A 16,547-nucleotide genomic window follows, 5' to 3' on the forward strand; every position below is an offset into this window, starting at 1 on the left:
GGAAGGTGTACGTTATTCGACGATTCACCTTCCTAGTTATAAAATATTATTAGACACATAGAGGAGGAATTCAGAATGGGTAAAGAAAAATTCGACCGTTCTAAACCGCACGTTAACGTTGGTACAATTGGCCACGTCGACCACGGTAAAACAACTTTAACAGCAGCTATCTCAGCTGTACTTGCAAAAGCACAAGGTAAAGCTGCAACTAAGTTTGACCAAATCGATGGTGCTCCAGAAGAGCGCGAGCGCGGTATCACTATCGCAACAGCTCACATCGAGTACGAAACAGAAAAACGCCACTATGCACACGTTGACTGCCCAGGTCACGCTGACTATGTTAAAAACATGATCACTGGTGCTGCACAAATGGACGGCGCGATCCTCGTTGTTTCTGCAACTGATGGTCCAATGCCACAAACACGTGAGCACATCCTGCTTTCACGTCAAGTAGGTGTTCCTTTCATCGTAGTATTCATGAACAAAGTCGACATGGTTGACGACGAAGAGCTTCTTGAACTCGTTGAAATGGAAATCCGCGAACTTCTTTCTGAGTACGACTTCCCAGGCGATGACCTCCCAGTTATCCAAGGATCTGCTCTCGGCGCGCTTAACGGCGAAGCTAAATGGGAAGAAAAAATCATGGAACTCATGACAGCTGTTGATGAGTACATCCCTGAGCCAACTCGTGACACTGAAAAAGACTTCATGATGCCAGTTGAGGATGTTTTCTCAATCACTGGTCGTGGTACAGTAGCTACTGGCCGCGTTGAGCGTGGAGTTCTTAAAGTCAACGACGAAGTTGAAATCGTTGGTCTTCACGAAGAAACTAAAAAATCAGTATGTACTGGTGTAGAGATGTTCCGTAAGCTTCTTGACTATGCTGAAGCTGGCGACAACATCGGAGCACTTCTCCGTGGTGTATCACGTGATGACATCGAGCGTGGACAAGTTCTCGCGAAACCAAACACAATCACACCGCACAAAACTTTCAAAGCGCAAGTTTACATCCTTTCAAAAGAAGAGGGTGGCCGTCACACGCCATTCTTCGGTAACTACCGTCCACAGTTCTACTTCCGTACAACTGACGTAACTGGTATGTGCCAACTTCCTGAAGGAACTGAAATGGTAATGCCTGGGGACAACATCGAATTGACTGTTGAACTCATCGCGCCAATCGCTCTTGAAAAAGAAACTCGTTTCTCAATCCGTGAAGGTGGCCGTACAGTAGGCGCTGGATCAGTAACAGAAATCGTTGAGTAATTTTTAAGACAAAAAGGTCTTCCGTCTCCCGTGACGGAAGGCCTTTTTTCATTTCTTTCAAAACAGTCTTGCAACATGGTCAGACATCTTATATACTGAGGAAAGTGTTTGTGCGAGTGGTGAGAGACTTGAAAACAAATTCTATTTTATTTTACTTGCTTTCTAGCTTGGAATTAAGTAAACTAGTATATGTTGGTCACAAACACAACGCGATGAAGCGGGAGGTTATGACACACCAGGCGGCATTGCCATGGCTAGTGTGGAAATTTCCGCGGAGAATGTCTATTTACAAAATAGGCGAAAAGGAGGGAAACAACATGGCAAATGAAAAAATTCGGATCCGTTTGAAAGCATACGATCACCGCGTGCTTGATCAATCGGCTGAGAAAATTGTCGAAACAGCAAAACGTTCTGGTGCTACTGTATCTGGTCCGATCCCACTCCCAACGGAGAAAGCGATCTACACAGTACTTCGTGCCGTTCACAAGTACAAAGATGCTCGTGAGCAGTTCGAAATGCGTACACACAAACGTTTGATCGACATCGTTAACCCAACACCGAAAACAGTTGATGCGCTTATGCGTCTTGAACTTCCATCGGGCGTTGACATCGAAATCAAACTTTAATTTTTCTTCTATAAATAGTTGATACTAGCCAGAAGATCAAAATCATTCAATATTAGGAGGTGTATCTCATGGCTAAAGGAATCTTAGGAACTAAACTCGGTATGACACAAATCTTCAACGAGTCAGGCGAAGTAGTACCAGTTACTGTTGTTTCAGTAGAGGGTAACGTTGTTCTTCAATTGAAGACAATGGAAGTGGACGGTTACGAAGCAGTCCAACTCGGCTTTGGTGATATCAAAGAAGGTCGTCAAAACAAACCGCAAAAAGGTCACGCAGCGAAAGCTAGTGCGACACCTAAGCGCTTCATTAAAGAAATCCGTACATCTGTAACAGATTTCGAAATCGGTCAAGAGATTAAAGCAGATACTTTCGCTGCAGGCGAAATGGTTGATGTAACAGGTACGTCGAAAGGTAAAGGTTTCGCTGGAGCAATCAAGCGTCACAACCAATCACGTGGTCCAATGGCTCACGGTTCGCGTTACCACCGTCGCCCAGGTTCAATGGGTCCTGTCGCTCCAAACCGTGTATTCAAAGGGAAATTGCTCCCAGGACGCATGGGTGGAGAGCAAGTCACTGTTCAAAACCTTGAAATCGTAAAAGTTGATGTAGAACGCGGCTTACTCCTCGTCAAGGGTGCTATCCCAGGCGCACGTAAGAGCCAAGTTGTCGTCAAAACTGCGGTAAAAGGCAACTAATTTGTTTGCAAGGAAAGGAGGAATAACGAATGCCTAAAGTAGCTTTGCTTAACCAAACAGGTACACAAGTTGGAGACATCGAGTTGGCAGATGCCGTTTTCGGAATCGAGCCAAACGAAGCAGTCGTATACGATGCAATCGTCATGCAACAAGCTTCACGTCGCCAAGGTACACATGATACAAAAGGTCGCTCGGAAGTTCGCGGTGGCGGCCGTAAACCATGGAAACAAAAAGGTACTGGTCGTGCACGCCAAGGTTCGATCCGTTCGCCACAATGGGTTGGCGGTGGAACAGTCTTCGGTCCAACACCACGTTCGTACGCTTATAAACTTCCTAAAAAGGTTCGTCGTCTCGCATTACGTTCAGCACTTTCTTCGAAAGTCGCTAACAACGAGTTCATCGTTCTTGAAGGATTGACAATCGATGCTCCGAAAACGAAAGATATGATTTCGGTCTTCGCTGCTCTTTCAATCGAACGTAAAGTCCTCGTCGTTACTGCTGATTACAACGAGACAGTCGTTCTTTCAACACGCAACATTCCTGGTGTCACAGTCGTTGACGCTGCTGGAGTAAACGTCCTTGATCTTGTCGCACACGACAAAGTCATCTTCACGAAGGATGCTGTTGCGAGAGTAGAGGAGGTGCTTGCATAATGGCAAACGCACACGACATTATCAAACGTCCTGTAATTACTGAACGCTCAGTGAACCAAATGGCTGAGAAAAAGTACACGTTCGAAGTAGACGTAAAGGCATCTAAGCCACAAATCAAAGATGCAGTTGAAGCGATCTTCGGCGTTAAAGTTGAAAAAATCAACACACTTATCTCAAAACCAAAAGCAAAACGCGTAGGTCGTCACGCTGGTTACACAGCACGCCGCAAAAAAGCGGTCGTCACGCTTACTGCAGATAGCAAAGAACTCGATTACCTCGGTTAATCGGTACTCTGTAGAAAAGGAGGGAACTCTCGATGGGAATTAAAAAGTTTAAACCGACCACTAACGGTCGTCGTAATATGACTGCGCTTGACTTTGCTGAGATTACGGCTTCACGTCCTGAAAAATCGTTAACTGAAAAGCTTTCGAAAAAGGGCGGACGTAACAACCAAGGTCGCTTGACAGTACGTCACCAAGGTGGCGGACACAAACGTAAATACCGTATCATCGACTTCAAACGGAACAAGGATGGCATCGCTGGCCGTATCGCTACAATCGAGTACGATCCGAACCGCTCTGCAAACATCGCTCTTGTCCACTACATCGATGGTGAAAAACGCTACATCCTCGCACCTAAAGGATTGAAAGTTGACATGCAAGTCATGTCAGGAGTTGAGGCTGACATTAAAGTCGGTAACGCTCTTCCACTTTCAAACATCCCAGTTGGTACATTGATCCACAACATCGAACTTAAGCCAGGTAAAGGTGGTCAGCTCGTTCGTTCAGCTGGTACTTCTGCTCAGCTTCTCGGTAAAGATGGTAAATACGCGATCGTTCGTCTCCAATCAGGCGAAACACGTATGATCCTTGCTACTTGCCGTGCAACAGTCGGCGCTGTCGGTAATGAAGAGCACGAGCTCGTCAATATCGGTAAAGCTGGTCGTTCACGCTGGCTCGGAAAACGTCCTACAGTTCGTGGTTCTGTAATGAACCCAGTTGATCACCCACACGGTGGTGGTGAAGGACGTGCTCCAATCGGTCGTTCGGGCCCACTTACTCCTTGGGGTAAACCGGCACTCGGATACAAAACTCGTAAGAAAAACAAAGCGAGCGATAAATATATCGTCCGTCGTTCTAAAAAATAATTACGTGATTTTCGAACGGTTCGCAGGAACCGTTCCTGAATCATGCCAAAGGGAGGTACAACTATGGGTCGCAGCTTGAAAAAAGGTCCATTTGCAGATCACCATTTGCTCGCTAAGGTTGATAAAGCCAACGAAGCTGGTGACAAGCATGTTATCAAAACTTGGTCACGCCGTTCTACAATCTTCCCAGAGTTCATCGGTCACACGATCGCTGTCTACGATGGTCGTAAACACGTACCGGTTTACGTGACAGAAGATATGGTCGGTCACAAACTTGGTGAATTCGCGCCAACACGTTCTTACAAAGGACATGCTGGAAACGATAAGAAGACTAAACGTTAATCTGAGGGGAGGTACTCATTATGCAATCAAAAGCATCGGCTAATATGGTTCGCATTGCTCCTCGTAAGGCACGTCTAGTAGTAGACTTAATCCGCGGGAAGCAAATCGGTGAAGCACTTTCGATTCTTGCTTACACGAACAAGGCAGCAACGCCAATCGTTGAGAAAGTATTGAAATCGGCAATCGCGAACGCTGAGCACAACTTCGACATGAACATCGAAAACCTCGTAGTAACAGAGGCTTACGTCAACGAAGGTCCAACGCTCAAACGTTTCCGCCCACGTGCAATGGGTCGCGCAAGCCGCATCAACAAACGTACGAGCCACGTTCACATCGTGGTATCTGAAAAATAAGGAGGGATTACCGTGGGTCAGAAGATTAACCCAACTGGTCTTCGCGTAGGTATCATCAAAGACTGGGAATCACGTTGGTTCGCAGATAAAGACTATGCTGATCTCCTTCATGAAGACTACGTAGTTCGTGAATATATCGAAAAACGTCTTAAAGACGCTAGTGTCTCTAAAGTTGAAATCGAGCGCGCAGCAAACCGCTTGAACATCTCACTTCACACTGCTAAGCCGGGTATGGTTATCGGTAAAGGCGGTTCTGAAATCGAAACACTTCGTACAGACATCACTAACCTTGCAAAAGGCAAACGCGTTCACGTTAACGTCGTTGAAGTGAAAAACCCGGATGCAGTTGCTAAACTTGTCGCTGAGAACATCGCACGCCAACTTGAAGGCCGTGTATCGTTCCGTCGTGCAATGAAGCAATCAATCCAACGCTCGATGCGTTCAGGTATCAAAGGAATCAAGACTGAAGTTTCTGGTCGTCTTGGCGGCGCTGATATCGCTCGTTCAGAGAAGTATTCAGAAGGAACAGTTCCACTTCATACACTCCGTGCAGACATCGATTACGGTACTGCTGAAGCTGATACAACTTACGGTAAAATTGGCGTAAAAGTATGGCTCCACCACGGTGAAGTGCTTCCTACGAAAAAAGCAGCATCTAACGAACAATAATCCACATCCGTCTAGGGAAGGAGGCAACACAACATGTTGTTACCAAAACGTGTAAAATATCGTCGTGTTCACCGCGGCAACATGCGTGGTAAAGCGAAACGTGGTACTACAGTACACTTCGGCGAATTCGGTATCCAAGCTCAAGAAGCTAGCTGGATCACTAGCCGTCAAATCGAATCAGCGCGTATCGCGATGACTCGTTATATGAAACGTGGTGGTAAAGTGTGGATCAAGATTTTCCCACATAAACCATACACTAAAAAACCTCTTGAAGTCCGAATGGGTTCAGGTAAAGGTGCTCCGGAGGGCTGGGTTGCAGTCGTCAAACCGGGGAAAGTAATGTTCGAAATCGCAGGAGTATCGGAAGAGATCGCACGCGAAGCTCTCCGTCTTGCATCACACAAACTTCCAGTAAAATGTAAGTTCGTAAAACGTGAAGAAAATGGTGGTGATACGAATGAAAGCAACTGATCTCCGTCAGCAAACTACAGAAGAGCTCAACGGTAAAGTCGGTTCGTGGAAAGAAGAGTTGTTCAACCTTCGTTTCCAACTTGCGACTGGTCAGCTTGAGAACCCTGCTCGTATCCGTGAAGTGCGCAAGTCGATTGCACGCGCGAAAACCGTTCTTCGTGAACGCGAACTCGGCATCAACAACGCATAATTCACTCGGATTCTGAGAGGAGGAACACTCAATGGAACGCACAAACAACCGCAAAGTGTTAACTGGACGCGTCGTATCTGACAAAATGGATAAAACGATCGTAGTTACAGTTGAGACTAAAGTAAAGCATAAGCTCTACGGCAAACGCGTAAACTACTCTAAGAAGTACAAAACGCATGATGAAAACAACACAGCTAAAGTCGGTGACGTCGTACGCATTCAAGAAACACGTCCACTTTCTAAAGACAAACGTTTCCGTCTCGTAGAAGTCGTCGAAAAAGCAGTAATCATCTAAACTCTAATTAGTTCGGATGAATAAACATCCGGAGGGAGGTACAATCGTATGATTCAACAAGAATCTCGCTTGAAAGTAGCAGACAACTCAGGAGCTCGTGAAGTCTTGACGATCAAAGTCCTCGGTGGATCTGGTCGCAAAACTGCTAACATCGGTGACGTAATTGTTTGCACAGTTAAACAAGCAACACCAGGTGGCGTTGTCAAAAAAGGTGAAGTTGTACGCGCAGTAGTCGTTCGTACTAAACGTGGCGTTCGTCGTAAAGACGGTTCGTACATCCGTTTTGACGAAAATGCAGCAGTCATCATCAAAGATGATAAAAGCCCACGTGGCACACGTATCTTCGGACCAGTCGCACGCGAACTTCGTGAAAAAGACTTCATGAAGATCGTCTCGTTGGCACCGGAAGTACTTTAATTCCAAAGAATTCCTACAAGGAGGTGCTCTAACGATGCATGTCAAAAAAGGTGATAAAGTTCAGGTTATGACTGGTAAAGATAAAGGCAAACAAGGTGTTGTCCTTACTGCTATGCCTAAAAAAGATCGCATTATCGTCGAAGGCGTTAACATGATCAAAAAACACTCAAAACCTTCTCAACTCAACCCGCAAGGCGGAATTGTCGAGAAAGAAGCACCGATTCACGTATCGAACGTTATGCTCATCGACCCTAAGACAGGAAACCCAACACGCGTTGGTTTCACTGTGGTTGACGGCAAGAAAGTACGTATCGCTAAAAAATCGGGCGAAGCTTTAGATAAATAAGAAGATTTAAAGAAAGGAGGTCCACTTTCTGATGAACCGTTTAAAAGCTAAATACCAAGACGAAATCGTCAAAGTAATGATGGAGAAATTCAACTATACTTCTGTAATGCAAGCGCCGAAAGTCGATAAGATCGTAATCAACATGGGTGTTGGTGACGCTGTTACGAACACGAAAGCACTTGACATGGCAGTCGAAGAGCTTCAGCTCCTCACTGGTCAGAAGCCACTCATCACGAAAGCTAAGAAATCAATCGCTGGTTTCAAACTTCGTGAAGGTATGCCAATCGGCGCGAAGGTAACACTTCGTGGAGAGCGCATGTATGAGTTCCTCGACAAGTTGATCAACGTGTCACTTCCACGTGTACGTGACTTCCGTGGTGTATCGAAGAAATCATTCGATGGCCGTGGTAACTACACGCTAGGCGTGAAGGAACAATTGATCTTCCCAGAGATCGACTACGATCGCGTATCTAAAGTCCGTGGTATGGACATCGTTATCGTTACAACTGCTAATACGGATGAAGAGTCACGTGAGCTTCTCACAGCACTCGGCATGCCATTCCAAAAATAAGGGAGGCCGCACACATGGCTAAGAAATCAATGATCGCACGTGAAGTAAAACGCCAAGCACTCGTAGAGCGCTACGCTGAACAACGCGCAGAATTGAAAGCACAAGGCGACTACATCGGCTTGAGCAAACTCCCACGTAACTCTTCAGCGGTTCGTTTACACAACCGTTGCAGTATCACTGGCCGTCCACACGGTTACATTGGTAAATTCGGTATCAGCCGTATTAAGTTCCGTGATCTTGCTCATAAAGGTCAAATCCCTGGTGTTAAAAAAGCAAGCTGGTAATTCATTAAAGTTGTGAAAGGAGGTACATCGCATGGTTATGACAGATCCGATTGCAGATATGCTTACACGCATTCGTAATGCAAACATGGTTCGCCATGAGAAGTTGGAAATGCCAGCTTCTACAATCAAACGTGAAGTCGCTGAAATCCTCAAACGTGAAGGTTTCATCCGCGATGTTGAATATCTCGAGGACAGCAAACAAGGTACGCTCCGCGTATTCCTTAAGTACGGCGCAAGCAACGAACGCGTCATCACTGGACTCAAACGTATCTCGAAACCAGGTCTTCGCGTTTACGCGAAAGCTGATGAAATCCCGAAAGTACTCGGTGGTCTCGGAATCGCTATCGTTTCAACATCTAAAGGTGTTATGACAGACAAAGAAGCTCGCCAACAAAAAGTCGGCGGCGAAGTGATCGCATACATCTGGTAATTCACGCATAAAAAGAACGGAGGTGTCTTAAATGTCACGTATTGGTAAAAAGCCGGTCGTTATCCCAGCAGGCGTTACAGTAACAGTTGAAAACAGCACAGTTACGGTAAAAGGTCCTAAAGGTGAACTCACACGTGAGTTCAACCCGACTATGGCTATCAACGTAGAAGGTAATGAATTGACTGTCACTCGTCCAAACGACGAGAAAGCTAACCGTACAATCCACGGAACGACTCGTGCGCTTATCGCGAACATGGTCGAAGGTGTAAACAACGGTTTCGCTAAGACACTCGATATCCAAGGTGTTGGTTACCGTGCTCAAAAACAAGGTAACAAAATCGTACTCAACCTCGGTTATTCACACCCAATCGAGTACACTCCGGAACAAGGCATTGAAGTCGAAGTTCCTACGAATACGCAAATCATCGTCCGCGGAATCAACAAAGAGCGTGTTGGACACGTTGCTGCATTGATCCGTTCGTACCGTCAGCCTGAGCCGTACAAAGGTAAAGGGATTCGTTACAGTGATGAAGTCGTTCGTCGTAAAGAAGGTAAAACAGGTAAGTAATTCGTTGATACGAATTGACCGGAAAGGAGTGGCATAAATGATCTCAAAGGCAAACAAAAATGCTACGCGTAAAAAGCGTCATGGTCGTGTACGTCGTACAATCATCGGGACTGCAGCTCGTCCACGCTTGAATGTATTCCGTTCGAACAAGAACATTTACGTACAAGTCATTGACGATGCAACACATGCAACACTCGCATCTGCATCATCACTCGACCTTGAAAAAGGCAACACGACTGACGCTGCATCAGCAGTTGGTAAGCTTGCAGCTGAACGCGCTCTTGAAAAAGGTATTGAAACAGTCGTTTTCGACCGTGGAGGATATCTCTATCATGGACGTATCAAAGCAGTAGCTGAAGCAGCTCGTGAAGCTGGTCTCAAATTCTAAAAGAAAAGGAGGGAACCTCTACATGCGCCAGTTAGAAATTAACATGGATCAACTCGAAGAACGCGTTGTTACTGTAAACCGCGTCGCGAAAGTAGTAAAAGGTGGCCGTCGCTTCCGTTTTGCTGCACTCGTCGTCGTAGGTGACAAGAATGGTCACGTAGGTTTCGGTACGGGTAAAGCTCAGGAAGTGCCTGAAGCGATCCGTAAAGCAATCGAAGATGCAAAGAAAAACATGGTTAACGTTCCAATCGTTAACACTACAATTCCACACGAAATCAACGGAATTTTCGGTGCAGGTCACGTCTTCTTGAAACCTGCTTCTGAAGGTACTGGAGTCATCGCTGGTGGCCCAGTTCGTGCGGTTCTCGAATTAGCGGGAATCAACGACATTCTTTCGAAATCACTTGGATCAAGCACTCCAATCAACATGGTTCGTGCGACTGTTAAAGGTCTCACTTCACTTAAACGTGCTGAAGACGTTGCGAAACTCCGCGGTAAAACCGTCGAAGAACTTCGCGGTTAAGAAAGGGAGGGAATACAGATGGCGAAACTCGCAGTTACCCTCACACGCAGCATGATCGGTCGTCCGGAGAACCAACGCGTTACTACTCGTACGCTTGGTCTCCGTAAGATGCACCAAACTGTTGTCGTACCTGACAACGCTGCTATGCGTGGGATGATTAACCACGTGTCACACTTATTGACAGTTAAAGAAATTCAAGAGTAATACGTTTGATATAATTTTATGAGGAGGTGCCCCACTATGAAACTCCATGAATTGAAACCAGCTGCTGGTTCACGTTCAGAACGCAACCGTGTAGGTCGCGGTATGTCTTCTGGTAACGGTAAGACTTCTGGCCGTGGTCACAAAGGTCAAAAAGCTCGTTCAGGCGGTGGTGTTCGTCCAGGTTTCGAAGGTGGACAAAACCCACTTTTCCGTCGTTTACCAAAACGCGGCTTCAACAACCCGACTCGTAAAGAGTTCGCGGTTATCAACCTTGACACACTTAACCGTTTTGAAGATGGAACGGAAGTAACACCAGAACTTCTTATCGAGACTCGCGCAGTCAAAGGTATGAAGGATGGCGTGAAGATCCTTTCTAACGGTAAGATTGAAAAGAAACTGACAGTAAAAGCTCACAAGTTCTCCGAAGCTGCGAAGCAAGCGATCGAAGCTGCCGGCGGTACGGTTGAGGTGATCTAATGTTTCAAGCGATCTCCAATATGTGGCGCGTAGCCGACATTCGTCGGCGCATTCTCTTTACCCTGGCTCTGATTATCGTGTTCCGTATCGGAGCACATATCCCGGTCCCAATGGTAAACACTGAAGTATTCAAGATTGACCAGAATGGTATTCTTGGTTTCTTGAATTCCTTCGGCGGGAATGCTTTGCAGAATTTCTCACTCTTTGCGATGGGAATCATGCCGTATATCACGGCCTCGATCGTTGTCCAACTCTTACAGATGGACGTTGTTCCAAAGTTTGCCGAATGGGCAAAACAAGGAGAGGCGGGCCGTAAGAAGTTAGCAACGGTAACGCGCTATGGAACGATCGTACTCGGCTTAGTCCAAGCGTTTGGAATCGCGCTTGGATTTAACCGTATCTACCCAGGTCTTGTCGATGAGCAATACGGCACCTGGACGTACGTTATGATTGCACTTGTTTTGACGGCGGGTACCGCATTCTTGATGTTCCTCGGTGAACTCATCACGGAGAAGGGCATTGGTAACGGGATATCAATGATCATCTTCGCTGGGATTGTCGCAGGCTTCCCGAACGCGTTCCGTCAGATCTATGAAACAAAGCTCCAAAATGCAGGGGATGCTTTGTTTGTCAATGTGCTTTATATCGTACTGTTGCTTTTAATCATCATCGCGGTCATCGTCGGAGTCATCTATGTGCAGCAAGCTGCCCGTAAGATTCCGATTCAGTACGCTAAGCGTACGGTGAACCGTGCACCAGTAGGCGGTCAATCGACACACTTGCCGATTAAACTGAATGCTGCTGGTGTTATCCCAGTTATCTTCGCTGTATCGTTCATGGTGACGCCACCAACGGTTGCAAGTTTCTTTGCAAGTCCGGAAAATGCGACGAAAATCCGTGACATTTTCGACTATACGAGTCCAATCGGTATGTCGATCTATGTGGCACTGATTATCGCGTTTTCTTACTTCTATACATTTGTTCAGGTTAATCCGGAACAAATGGCAGAGAACCTTCAAAAACAAGGCGGATACATTCCTGGTATTCGTCCTGGTAAGCAAACGGAACAGTACATCACGAAGATCCTGTACCGTCTGACATTCTTCGGCTCACTCTTCCTCGCTGTCATCGCGGTGACGCCAACGTTCTTTATTAAGTTCGCTGGTTTACCGAACTCGGTGCAGATTGGTGGAACAAGTTTGTTGATTGTCATCGGTGTAGGTCTTGAGACGATGAAACAGATTGAAAGTCAACTGGTTAAACGACACTACAAAGGCTTTATCCGATAAGGCGGGAGGAAGGGGACCATCCCTTTCCTTTCTGTTGTGTCTATAGAGTCTATAGAAGTGGAGGCTACCGACATGAATCTTGTATTGATGGGCTTGCCGGGTGCTGGAAAAGGGACGCAGGCTGCGAAAATTATCGAAGACTACGCCATTCCACACATCTCGACAGGCGACATGTTCCGCGCGGCGATCAAAGATCAAACACCGCTCGGGCAGGAAGCGAAATCGTACATGGATAAAGGGGAACTCGTTCCGGATGAAGTCACAATCGGCATCGTACGTGAACGTCTCGCCAAAGAAGACTGTGCAAATGGTTTTCTTCTTGACGGTTTCCCACGCACAGTGAAACAAGCGGATGCTCTTGAAGTATTGCTTGCGGATCTAAATAAACAAATTGATCATGTCGTTCACATCGGTGTGAACCCGGAGAAACTTGTCCCTCGTTTGACAGGCCGCCGGATTTGCCCGACATGTGGAGCAACATATCACGTCATCTATAACCCGCCAAAAGTGGAGGGTGTCTGTGATATCGACGGATCAGCACTTGTTCAACGTGAAGATGATCAAGAAGAAACGGTTCGCCGTCGTCTTGAAGTCAACGTCGCTCAAGCGCAACCTTTGATTGACTTTTACGCTGAAAAAGGGTATCTTCGTAATTTGGACGGTGATCGTCCGATTAATGAAGTTTATTCCGATGTTCAAGCACTTCTTGGTGATCAGTAATGATCATTACGAAAGCGCCGCGTGAAATCGACATCATGCGTCAGGCAGGACAAATCGTCGCCCGGACGCATAAGGAGCTGCAAGCTCATATTCGTCCAGGGATCACAACGGGGCAACTCGATGCGATTGCTGAACGTTATATTCGAAATCAAGGGGCAACACCATCGTTTAAAGGTTATAATGGGTTTACTGGCAGCATCTGTGCTTCAGTAAATGAAGAACTTGTCCATGGTATTCCGGGTGACCGCGTACTCCACGATGGAGACATCATCTCGATTGATATCGGGGCGGAGTATAACGGATATCACGGAGATTCAGCCTGGACATATCCGGTAGGTACAATCTCTGAAGAGACGAAGCGGTTACTTGACGTAACTGAAGAATCTCTGTATAAAGGATTGGAGCGCGCCAAAGCTGGCGTGCACCTGACAGATATTTCGCATGCGATTCAGTCACATGTTGAAGCAGCGAATTTTTCTGTAGTCCGCGAATATGTGGGCCACGGCGTGGGACAAAATTTGCATGAAGATCCGCAAATTCCACATTATGGACCACCGGGGAAAGGGCCGCGCCTGAAAACCGGCATGACTTTGGCGATTGAGCCAATGGTCAATGTTGGAAAACGCTATGTTCGCACGCTATCCGACAATTGGACGGTAGTGACAGTGGACGGTAGCATGTGCGCCCACTTTGAGCACACCATCGCCATCACAGACGAAGGCTACGAGATCTTAACGGTCGATGCAGAGTGAGCTGTGCGCGTTATTGGTGTCACCTTTCTATAAGCCGCTATCCACTCGTGTTTGTGACCGATGATTCTCTCACGGCTACTGTAGAAAGCCCCTAAGCGCTACAAATCGTCTGGGCTCCCAATCAACTTTATAGAGAAAGGGGTATAATTGATGGCGAAACAAGATGTAATCGAAGTGGAAGGTACGGTTATCGAACCGCTTCCAAACGCGATGTTTAAGGTGGAGTTAGAAAACGGCCACACGGTCCTCGCGCACGTCTCAGGAAAAATTCGGATGCACTTCATTCGGATCCTACCAGGAGATAAAGTAACGGTTGAGTTGTCACCATACGACTTGACTCGCGGACGGATCACATACCGTTTCAAATAAAAACTCCGATTTTTTCAGGAGGAGGTATTCACAATGAAAGTAAGACCTTCGGTTAAACCGATCTGTGAAAAATGTAAAGTTATCCGCCGTAAAGGCAAAGTAATGGTTATTTGCGAAAACCCTAAGCATAAACAAAAACAAGGGTAATAAACAAGGAGGTGCACACATGGCACGTATTGCTGGTGTAGATATTCCACGTGAGAAACGCATCGTTATCTCACTCACTTACATCTATGGTGTTGGTAAAACGACTGCTCAGAAAGTCTTGAAAGAAGCTGGTATCTCTGAAGATACTCGTACTCGTGAATTGACTGAAGAACAACTCAACCAACTCCGTGATGGATTAGATAAAGTAAAAGTTGAGGGTGACCTTCGTCGTGAAATCTCACTCAACATCAAACGTTTGATCGAAATCGGTTGCTACCGTGGTGTTCGTCACCGTCGTGGTCTTCCAGTTCGTGGTCAAAACACTAAAAACAACTCGCGTACTCGTAAAGGCCCACGCCGTACAGTAGCGAACAAGAAGAAGTAAGGGAGGGTAAACTAAGATGGCAAAACGTAAACAGAATGTTCGTAGTAAACGTAAAGTCAAAAAGAATATTGAATCTGGTATCGTGCATATCCGTTCAACATTCAACAACACAATCGTTACGATCACTGACATGCAAGGGAATGCAATCTCTTGGGCAACTGCAGGTAACATGGGCTTCAAAGGCTCACGTAAATCAACTCCATTTGCTGCGCAACTCGCTTCTGAAACTGCTGCGAAAACAGCAATGGATAACGGTATGCGTACTGTAGAAGTTAACGTTAAAGGTCCTGGTGCAGGTCGTGAAGCTGCAATCCGTGCGCTCCAAGCAATCGGTCTTGAAGTAACAGCGATCCGTGACGTAACTCCAGTTCCACACAACGGTTGCCGCCCTCCAAAACGTCGTCGCGTGTAACCCGTCTTGTACTGCAAAGCGGGAATTCGAGTAGACTTTCGTTGATCGTTTGACCAAGCAAGGCAGTAGAAACGTACACAAGACGGTTGGCGATTGAACGCGATGGCCAACATGACGATATTCAAGGAGGGGTTCAGATGATCGAAATCGAAAAGCCGAAGATTGAAACGGTCGAATTAAGCGATAACGCTACGTTTGGTAAATTCGTGGTAGAACCGCTTGAACGTGGATTCGGTACAACGCTTGGTAACTCATTGCGTCGTATCCTATTATCTTCACTTCCGGGTGCTGCAGTCACTGCAGTCCAAATCGATGGCGTTCTTCATGAGTTCTCGACGATTGATGGCGTTGTAGAAGACGTTACCCAAATCATCTTGAACCTTAAAAAACTCGCCCTCAAAGTTTACTCGGAAGAAGAGAAAACACTTGAGATCGATATTCAAGGCGCCGGCGTTGTTACTGCTGCGAACATTACGCATGACAGCGACGTCGAAATCCTCAACCCGGAACTCCACATCGCAACACTTGCAGAAGGTGCATCACTTCATATGCGTCTGACAGCTCGTCGTGGCCGTGGTTACGTTCAGGCTGAAGATAACAAACGGGACGATATGCCAATCGGCGTCATTCCAATTGATTCGATTTACACGCCAATTCAACGTGTAAACTATCAAGTTGAAAAAACACGTGTTGGTCAAGATGCGAGCTTCGATAAGTTGACGCTTGATGTTTGGACGGACGGTTCAATCCGCCCTGAAGAAGCAGTGTCACTCGGTGCAAAAATCATGACAGAACACTTAAACATCTTTGTTGGTCTTACGGACGAAGCGCTCCATGCCGAAATCATGGTCGAAAAGGAAGAGGATCAGAAAGAAAAAGTACTTGAAATGACGATCGAAGAACTCGATCTTTCAGTTCGTTCGTACAACTGTTTGAAACGTGCCGGCATCAATACGGTTCAAGAACTCGCGAACAAGAGCGAAGACGAGATGATGAAAGTTCGTAACCTCGGACGTAAATCACTCGAAGAAGTTCAAGCGAAACTCGATGAACTCGGACTGGGCCTACGTAAAGAAGACTAAAACTATTAATTGCACGAAGGAGGGAATCCATCCATGGCATACTCGAAATTAGGCCGTACAAGCTCACAACGTAAGGCACTTTTGCGTGACCTTGCGACTGATCTCATCATCAATGAGCGTATCCAAACTACAGAACAAAAAGCGAAGGAACTTCGTCCAGTCGTTGAGAAACTCATCACTTTAGGTAAACGCGGTGATCTCCACGCTCGTCGTCAAGTTGCATCGTTCGTTCGTCGCGAAGCTGCTGGTCAAAACGAAGCTGGTAAAACACAAGATGCAATCCAAAAATTGTTTGCTGATGTTGCTCCACGTTTTGCTGAGCGTCAAGGTGGTTACACACGCATCATGAAAATGGGACCACGTCGTGGTGACGGCGCAGAAATGGTCATCATCGAACTCGTTTAATTTTTAAATGATTCGAATAAAAGGGCAGTGCGTAACTCGCTTCTGCCCTTTTGTTACAAATGAAATTATTTTGA

General features: G+C 46.3%; 31 protein-coding genes. All 31 read left to right on the forward strand.

Annotated features, from left to right (window positions below; all coding sequences use genetic code 11):
* The first annotated feature begins 75 nt into the window (after positions 1-75).
* The 31 genes from tuf to rplQ all read left to right on the forward strand — a co-directional run bounded on the left by tuf (position 76) and on the right by rplQ (position 16,473).
* On the forward strand, positions 76-1,263 hold the full coding sequence (tuf, locus tag AC3IRK_RS00665) for an elongation factor Tu (RefSeq protein WP_026834301.1): 1,188 nt from the start codon (positions 76-78) through the stop codon (positions 1,261-1,263).
* 317 nt (positions 1,264-1,580) lie between these two features.
* Positions 1,581-1,889 (forward strand): 30S ribosomal protein S10, encoded by a 309-nt coding sequence (gene rpsJ / locus AC3IRK_RS00670; RefSeq protein WP_012369008.1) that lies wholly within the window; start codon positions 1,581-1,583, stop codon positions 1,887-1,889.
* 68 nt (positions 1,890-1,957) lie between these two features.
* Positions 1,958-2,584 carry a 50S ribosomal protein L3 gene (gene rplC / locus AC3IRK_RS00675; protein WP_012369009.1) on the forward strand — a complete coding sequence of 209 codons (627 nt, stop codon included), beginning with the start codon at positions 1,958-1,960 and terminating at the stop codon, positions 2,582-2,584.
* 29 nt (positions 2,585-2,613) lie between these two features.
* The gene (rplD, locus tag AC3IRK_RS00680; protein WP_012369010.1) at positions 2,614-3,237 is read left to right on the forward strand and encodes a 50S ribosomal protein L4; all 624 of its coding nucleotides are present in this window, start codon (positions 2,614-2,616) and stop codon (positions 3,235-3,237) included.
* Positions 3,237-3,521: a 50S ribosomal protein L23 gene (gene rplW / locus AC3IRK_RS00685; RefSeq protein WP_014969151.1), complete on the forward strand. Its 285-nt coding sequence runs from the start codon at positions 3,237-3,239 to the stop codon at positions 3,519-3,521. Before rplD ends, rplW begins: the two co-directional genes overlap by 1 nt.
* 32 nt (positions 3,522-3,553) lie before the next feature.
* Entirely contained in the window at positions 3,554-4,384 is an 831-nt protein-coding gene (rplB, locus tag AC3IRK_RS00690; protein ID WP_012369012.1) for a 50S ribosomal protein L2, read from the forward strand.
* Positions 4,385-4,447: 63 nt separating this feature from the next.
* On the forward strand, positions 4,448-4,726 hold the full coding sequence (gene rpsS, locus AC3IRK_RS00695; RefSeq protein WP_012369013.1) for a 30S ribosomal protein S19: 279 nt from the start codon (positions 4,448-4,450) through the stop codon (positions 4,724-4,726).
* A gap of 20 nt (positions 4,727-4,746) precedes the next feature.
* Positions 4,747-5,079, forward strand: a complete 333-nt coding sequence (rplV, locus tag AC3IRK_RS00700; protein ID WP_012369014.1) for a 50S ribosomal protein L22 — start codon at positions 4,747-4,749, stop codon at positions 5,077-5,079.
* Positions 5,080-5,091: 12 nt separating this feature from the next.
* Positions 5,092-5,748, forward strand: coding sequence for a 30S ribosomal protein S3 (gene rpsC, locus AC3IRK_RS00705; protein WP_012369015.1), 657 nt, complete (start codon positions 5,092-5,094; stop codon positions 5,746-5,748).
* A 33-nt stretch (positions 5,749-5,781) separates the two neighbouring features.
* The gene (gene rplP, locus AC3IRK_RS00710) at positions 5,782-6,219 is read left to right on the forward strand and encodes a 50S ribosomal protein L16 (protein WP_012369016.1); all 438 of its coding nucleotides are present in this window, start codon (positions 5,782-5,784) and stop codon (positions 6,217-6,219) included.
* Positions 6,206-6,409: a 50S ribosomal protein L29 gene (gene rpmC / locus AC3IRK_RS00715; RefSeq protein WP_012369017.1), complete on the forward strand. Its 204-nt coding sequence runs from the start codon at positions 6,206-6,208 to the stop codon at positions 6,407-6,409. The genes rplP and rpmC overlap by 14 nt, the downstream gene beginning before the upstream one ends.
* Positions 6,410-6,440: 31 nt before the next feature.
* Positions 6,441-6,704: a 30S ribosomal protein S17 gene (gene rpsQ / locus AC3IRK_RS00720; RefSeq protein ID WP_026826917.1), complete on the forward strand. Its 264-nt coding sequence runs from the start codon at positions 6,441-6,443 to the stop codon at positions 6,702-6,704.
* A gap of 48 nt (positions 6,705-6,752) precedes the next feature.
* The gene (gene rplN, locus AC3IRK_RS00725; protein ID WP_012369019.1) at positions 6,753-7,121 is read left to right on the forward strand and encodes a 50S ribosomal protein L14; all 369 of its coding nucleotides are present in this window, start codon (positions 6,753-6,755) and stop codon (positions 7,119-7,121) included.
* A gap of 34 nt (positions 7,122-7,155) precedes the next feature.
* Positions 7,156-7,467, forward strand: coding sequence for a 50S ribosomal protein L24 (rplX, locus tag AC3IRK_RS00730; RefSeq protein WP_014969156.1), 312 nt, complete (start codon positions 7,156-7,158; stop codon positions 7,465-7,467).
* A gap of 31 nt (positions 7,468-7,498) precedes the next feature.
* Positions 7,499-8,038, forward strand: a complete 540-nt coding sequence (gene rplE, locus AC3IRK_RS00735; RefSeq protein WP_012369021.1) for a 50S ribosomal protein L5 — start codon at positions 7,499-7,501, stop codon at positions 8,036-8,038.
* A gap of 14 nt (positions 8,039-8,052) precedes the next feature.
* Positions 8,053-8,322, forward strand: coding sequence for a 30S ribosomal protein S14 (gene rpsN, locus AC3IRK_RS00740; protein WP_012369022.1), 270 nt, complete (start codon positions 8,053-8,055; stop codon positions 8,320-8,322).
* Positions 8,323-8,353: 31 nt separating this feature from the next.
* Positions 8,354-8,752 carry a 30S ribosomal protein S8 gene (gene rpsH / locus AC3IRK_RS00745; RefSeq protein ID WP_012369023.1) on the forward strand — a complete coding sequence of 133 codons (399 nt, stop codon included), beginning with the start codon at positions 8,354-8,356 and terminating at the stop codon, positions 8,750-8,752.
* A 31-nt stretch (positions 8,753-8,783) separates the two neighbouring features.
* Positions 8,784-9,320: a 50S ribosomal protein L6 gene (gene rplF, locus AC3IRK_RS00750; RefSeq protein ID WP_026826919.1), complete on the forward strand. Its 537-nt coding sequence runs from the start codon at positions 8,784-8,786 to the stop codon at positions 9,318-9,320.
* Positions 9,321-9,357: 37 nt separating this feature from the next.
* Positions 9,358-9,708, forward strand: a complete 351-nt coding sequence (gene rplR / locus AC3IRK_RS00755; protein WP_012369025.1) for a 50S ribosomal protein L18 — start codon at positions 9,358-9,360, stop codon at positions 9,706-9,708.
* Positions 9,709-9,730: 22 nt separating this feature from the next.
* Positions 9,731-10,231, forward strand: coding sequence for a 30S ribosomal protein S5 (gene rpsE / locus AC3IRK_RS00760; RefSeq protein WP_012369026.1), 501 nt, complete (start codon positions 9,731-9,733; stop codon positions 10,229-10,231).
* 18 nt (positions 10,232-10,249) lie between these two features.
* A complete protein-coding gene (gene rpmD, locus AC3IRK_RS00765) occupies positions 10,250-10,435 on the forward strand; it encodes a 50S ribosomal protein L30 (protein ID WP_012369027.1) in 186 nt (61 codons plus the stop codon).
* Between the two features lie 36 nt (positions 10,436-10,471).
* Positions 10,472-10,912: a 50S ribosomal protein L15 gene (gene rplO / locus AC3IRK_RS00770; protein WP_012369028.1), complete on the forward strand. Its 441-nt coding sequence runs from the start codon at positions 10,472-10,474 to the stop codon at positions 10,910-10,912.
* A complete protein-coding gene (gene secY, locus AC3IRK_RS00775; protein WP_012369029.1) occupies positions 10,912-12,201 on the forward strand; it encodes a preprotein translocase subunit SecY in 1,290 nt (429 codons plus the stop codon). The genes rplO and secY overlap by 1 nt, the downstream gene beginning before the upstream one ends.
* Before the next feature lie 72 nt (positions 12,202-12,273).
* Positions 12,274-12,921, forward strand: coding sequence for an adenylate kinase (locus AC3IRK_RS00780; RefSeq protein WP_026826920.1), 648 nt, complete (start codon positions 12,274-12,276; stop codon positions 12,919-12,921).
* Entirely contained in the window at positions 12,921-13,673 is a 753-nt protein-coding gene (gene map, locus AC3IRK_RS00785; protein ID WP_489170251.1) for a type I methionyl aminopeptidase, read from the forward strand. The genes AC3IRK_RS00780 and map overlap by 1 nt, the downstream gene beginning before the upstream one ends.
* A gap of 150 nt (positions 13,674-13,823) precedes the next feature.
* Positions 13,824-14,042, forward strand: a complete 219-nt coding sequence (gene infA, locus AC3IRK_RS00790; RefSeq protein ID WP_012369032.1) for a translation initiation factor IF-1 — start codon at positions 13,824-13,826, stop codon at positions 14,040-14,042.
* A 33-nt stretch (positions 14,043-14,075) separates the two neighbouring features.
* On the forward strand, positions 14,076-14,189 hold the full coding sequence (gene rpmJ, locus AC3IRK_RS00795) for a 50S ribosomal protein L36 (protein ID WP_003156543.1): 114 nt from the start codon (positions 14,076-14,078) through the stop codon (positions 14,187-14,189).
* A 19-nt stretch (positions 14,190-14,208) separates the two neighbouring features.
* A complete protein-coding gene (gene rpsM, locus AC3IRK_RS00800) occupies positions 14,209-14,574 on the forward strand; it encodes a 30S ribosomal protein S13 (RefSeq protein WP_012369033.1) in 366 nt (121 codons plus the stop codon).
* Positions 14,575-14,590: 16 nt separating this feature from the next.
* Positions 14,591-14,986 carry a 30S ribosomal protein S11 gene (gene rpsK / locus AC3IRK_RS00805; RefSeq protein WP_012369034.1) on the forward strand — a complete coding sequence of 132 codons (396 nt, stop codon included), beginning with the start codon at positions 14,591-14,593 and terminating at the stop codon, positions 14,984-14,986.
* A 137-nt stretch (positions 14,987-15,123) separates the two neighbouring features.
* The gene (locus AC3IRK_RS00810) at positions 15,124-16,068 is read left to right on the forward strand and encodes a DNA-directed RNA polymerase subunit alpha (RefSeq protein ID WP_012369035.1); all 945 of its coding nucleotides are present in this window, start codon (positions 15,124-15,126) and stop codon (positions 16,066-16,068) included.
* A 33-nt stretch (positions 16,069-16,101) separates the two neighbouring features.
* A complete protein-coding gene (gene rplQ, locus AC3IRK_RS00815; RefSeq protein ID WP_012369036.1) occupies positions 16,102-16,473 on the forward strand; it encodes a 50S ribosomal protein L17 in 372 nt (123 codons plus the stop codon).
* Positions 16,474-16,547 lie beyond the last annotated feature (74 nt).

The organism is Exiguobacterium sp. GL_137, from assembly GCF_057834585.1.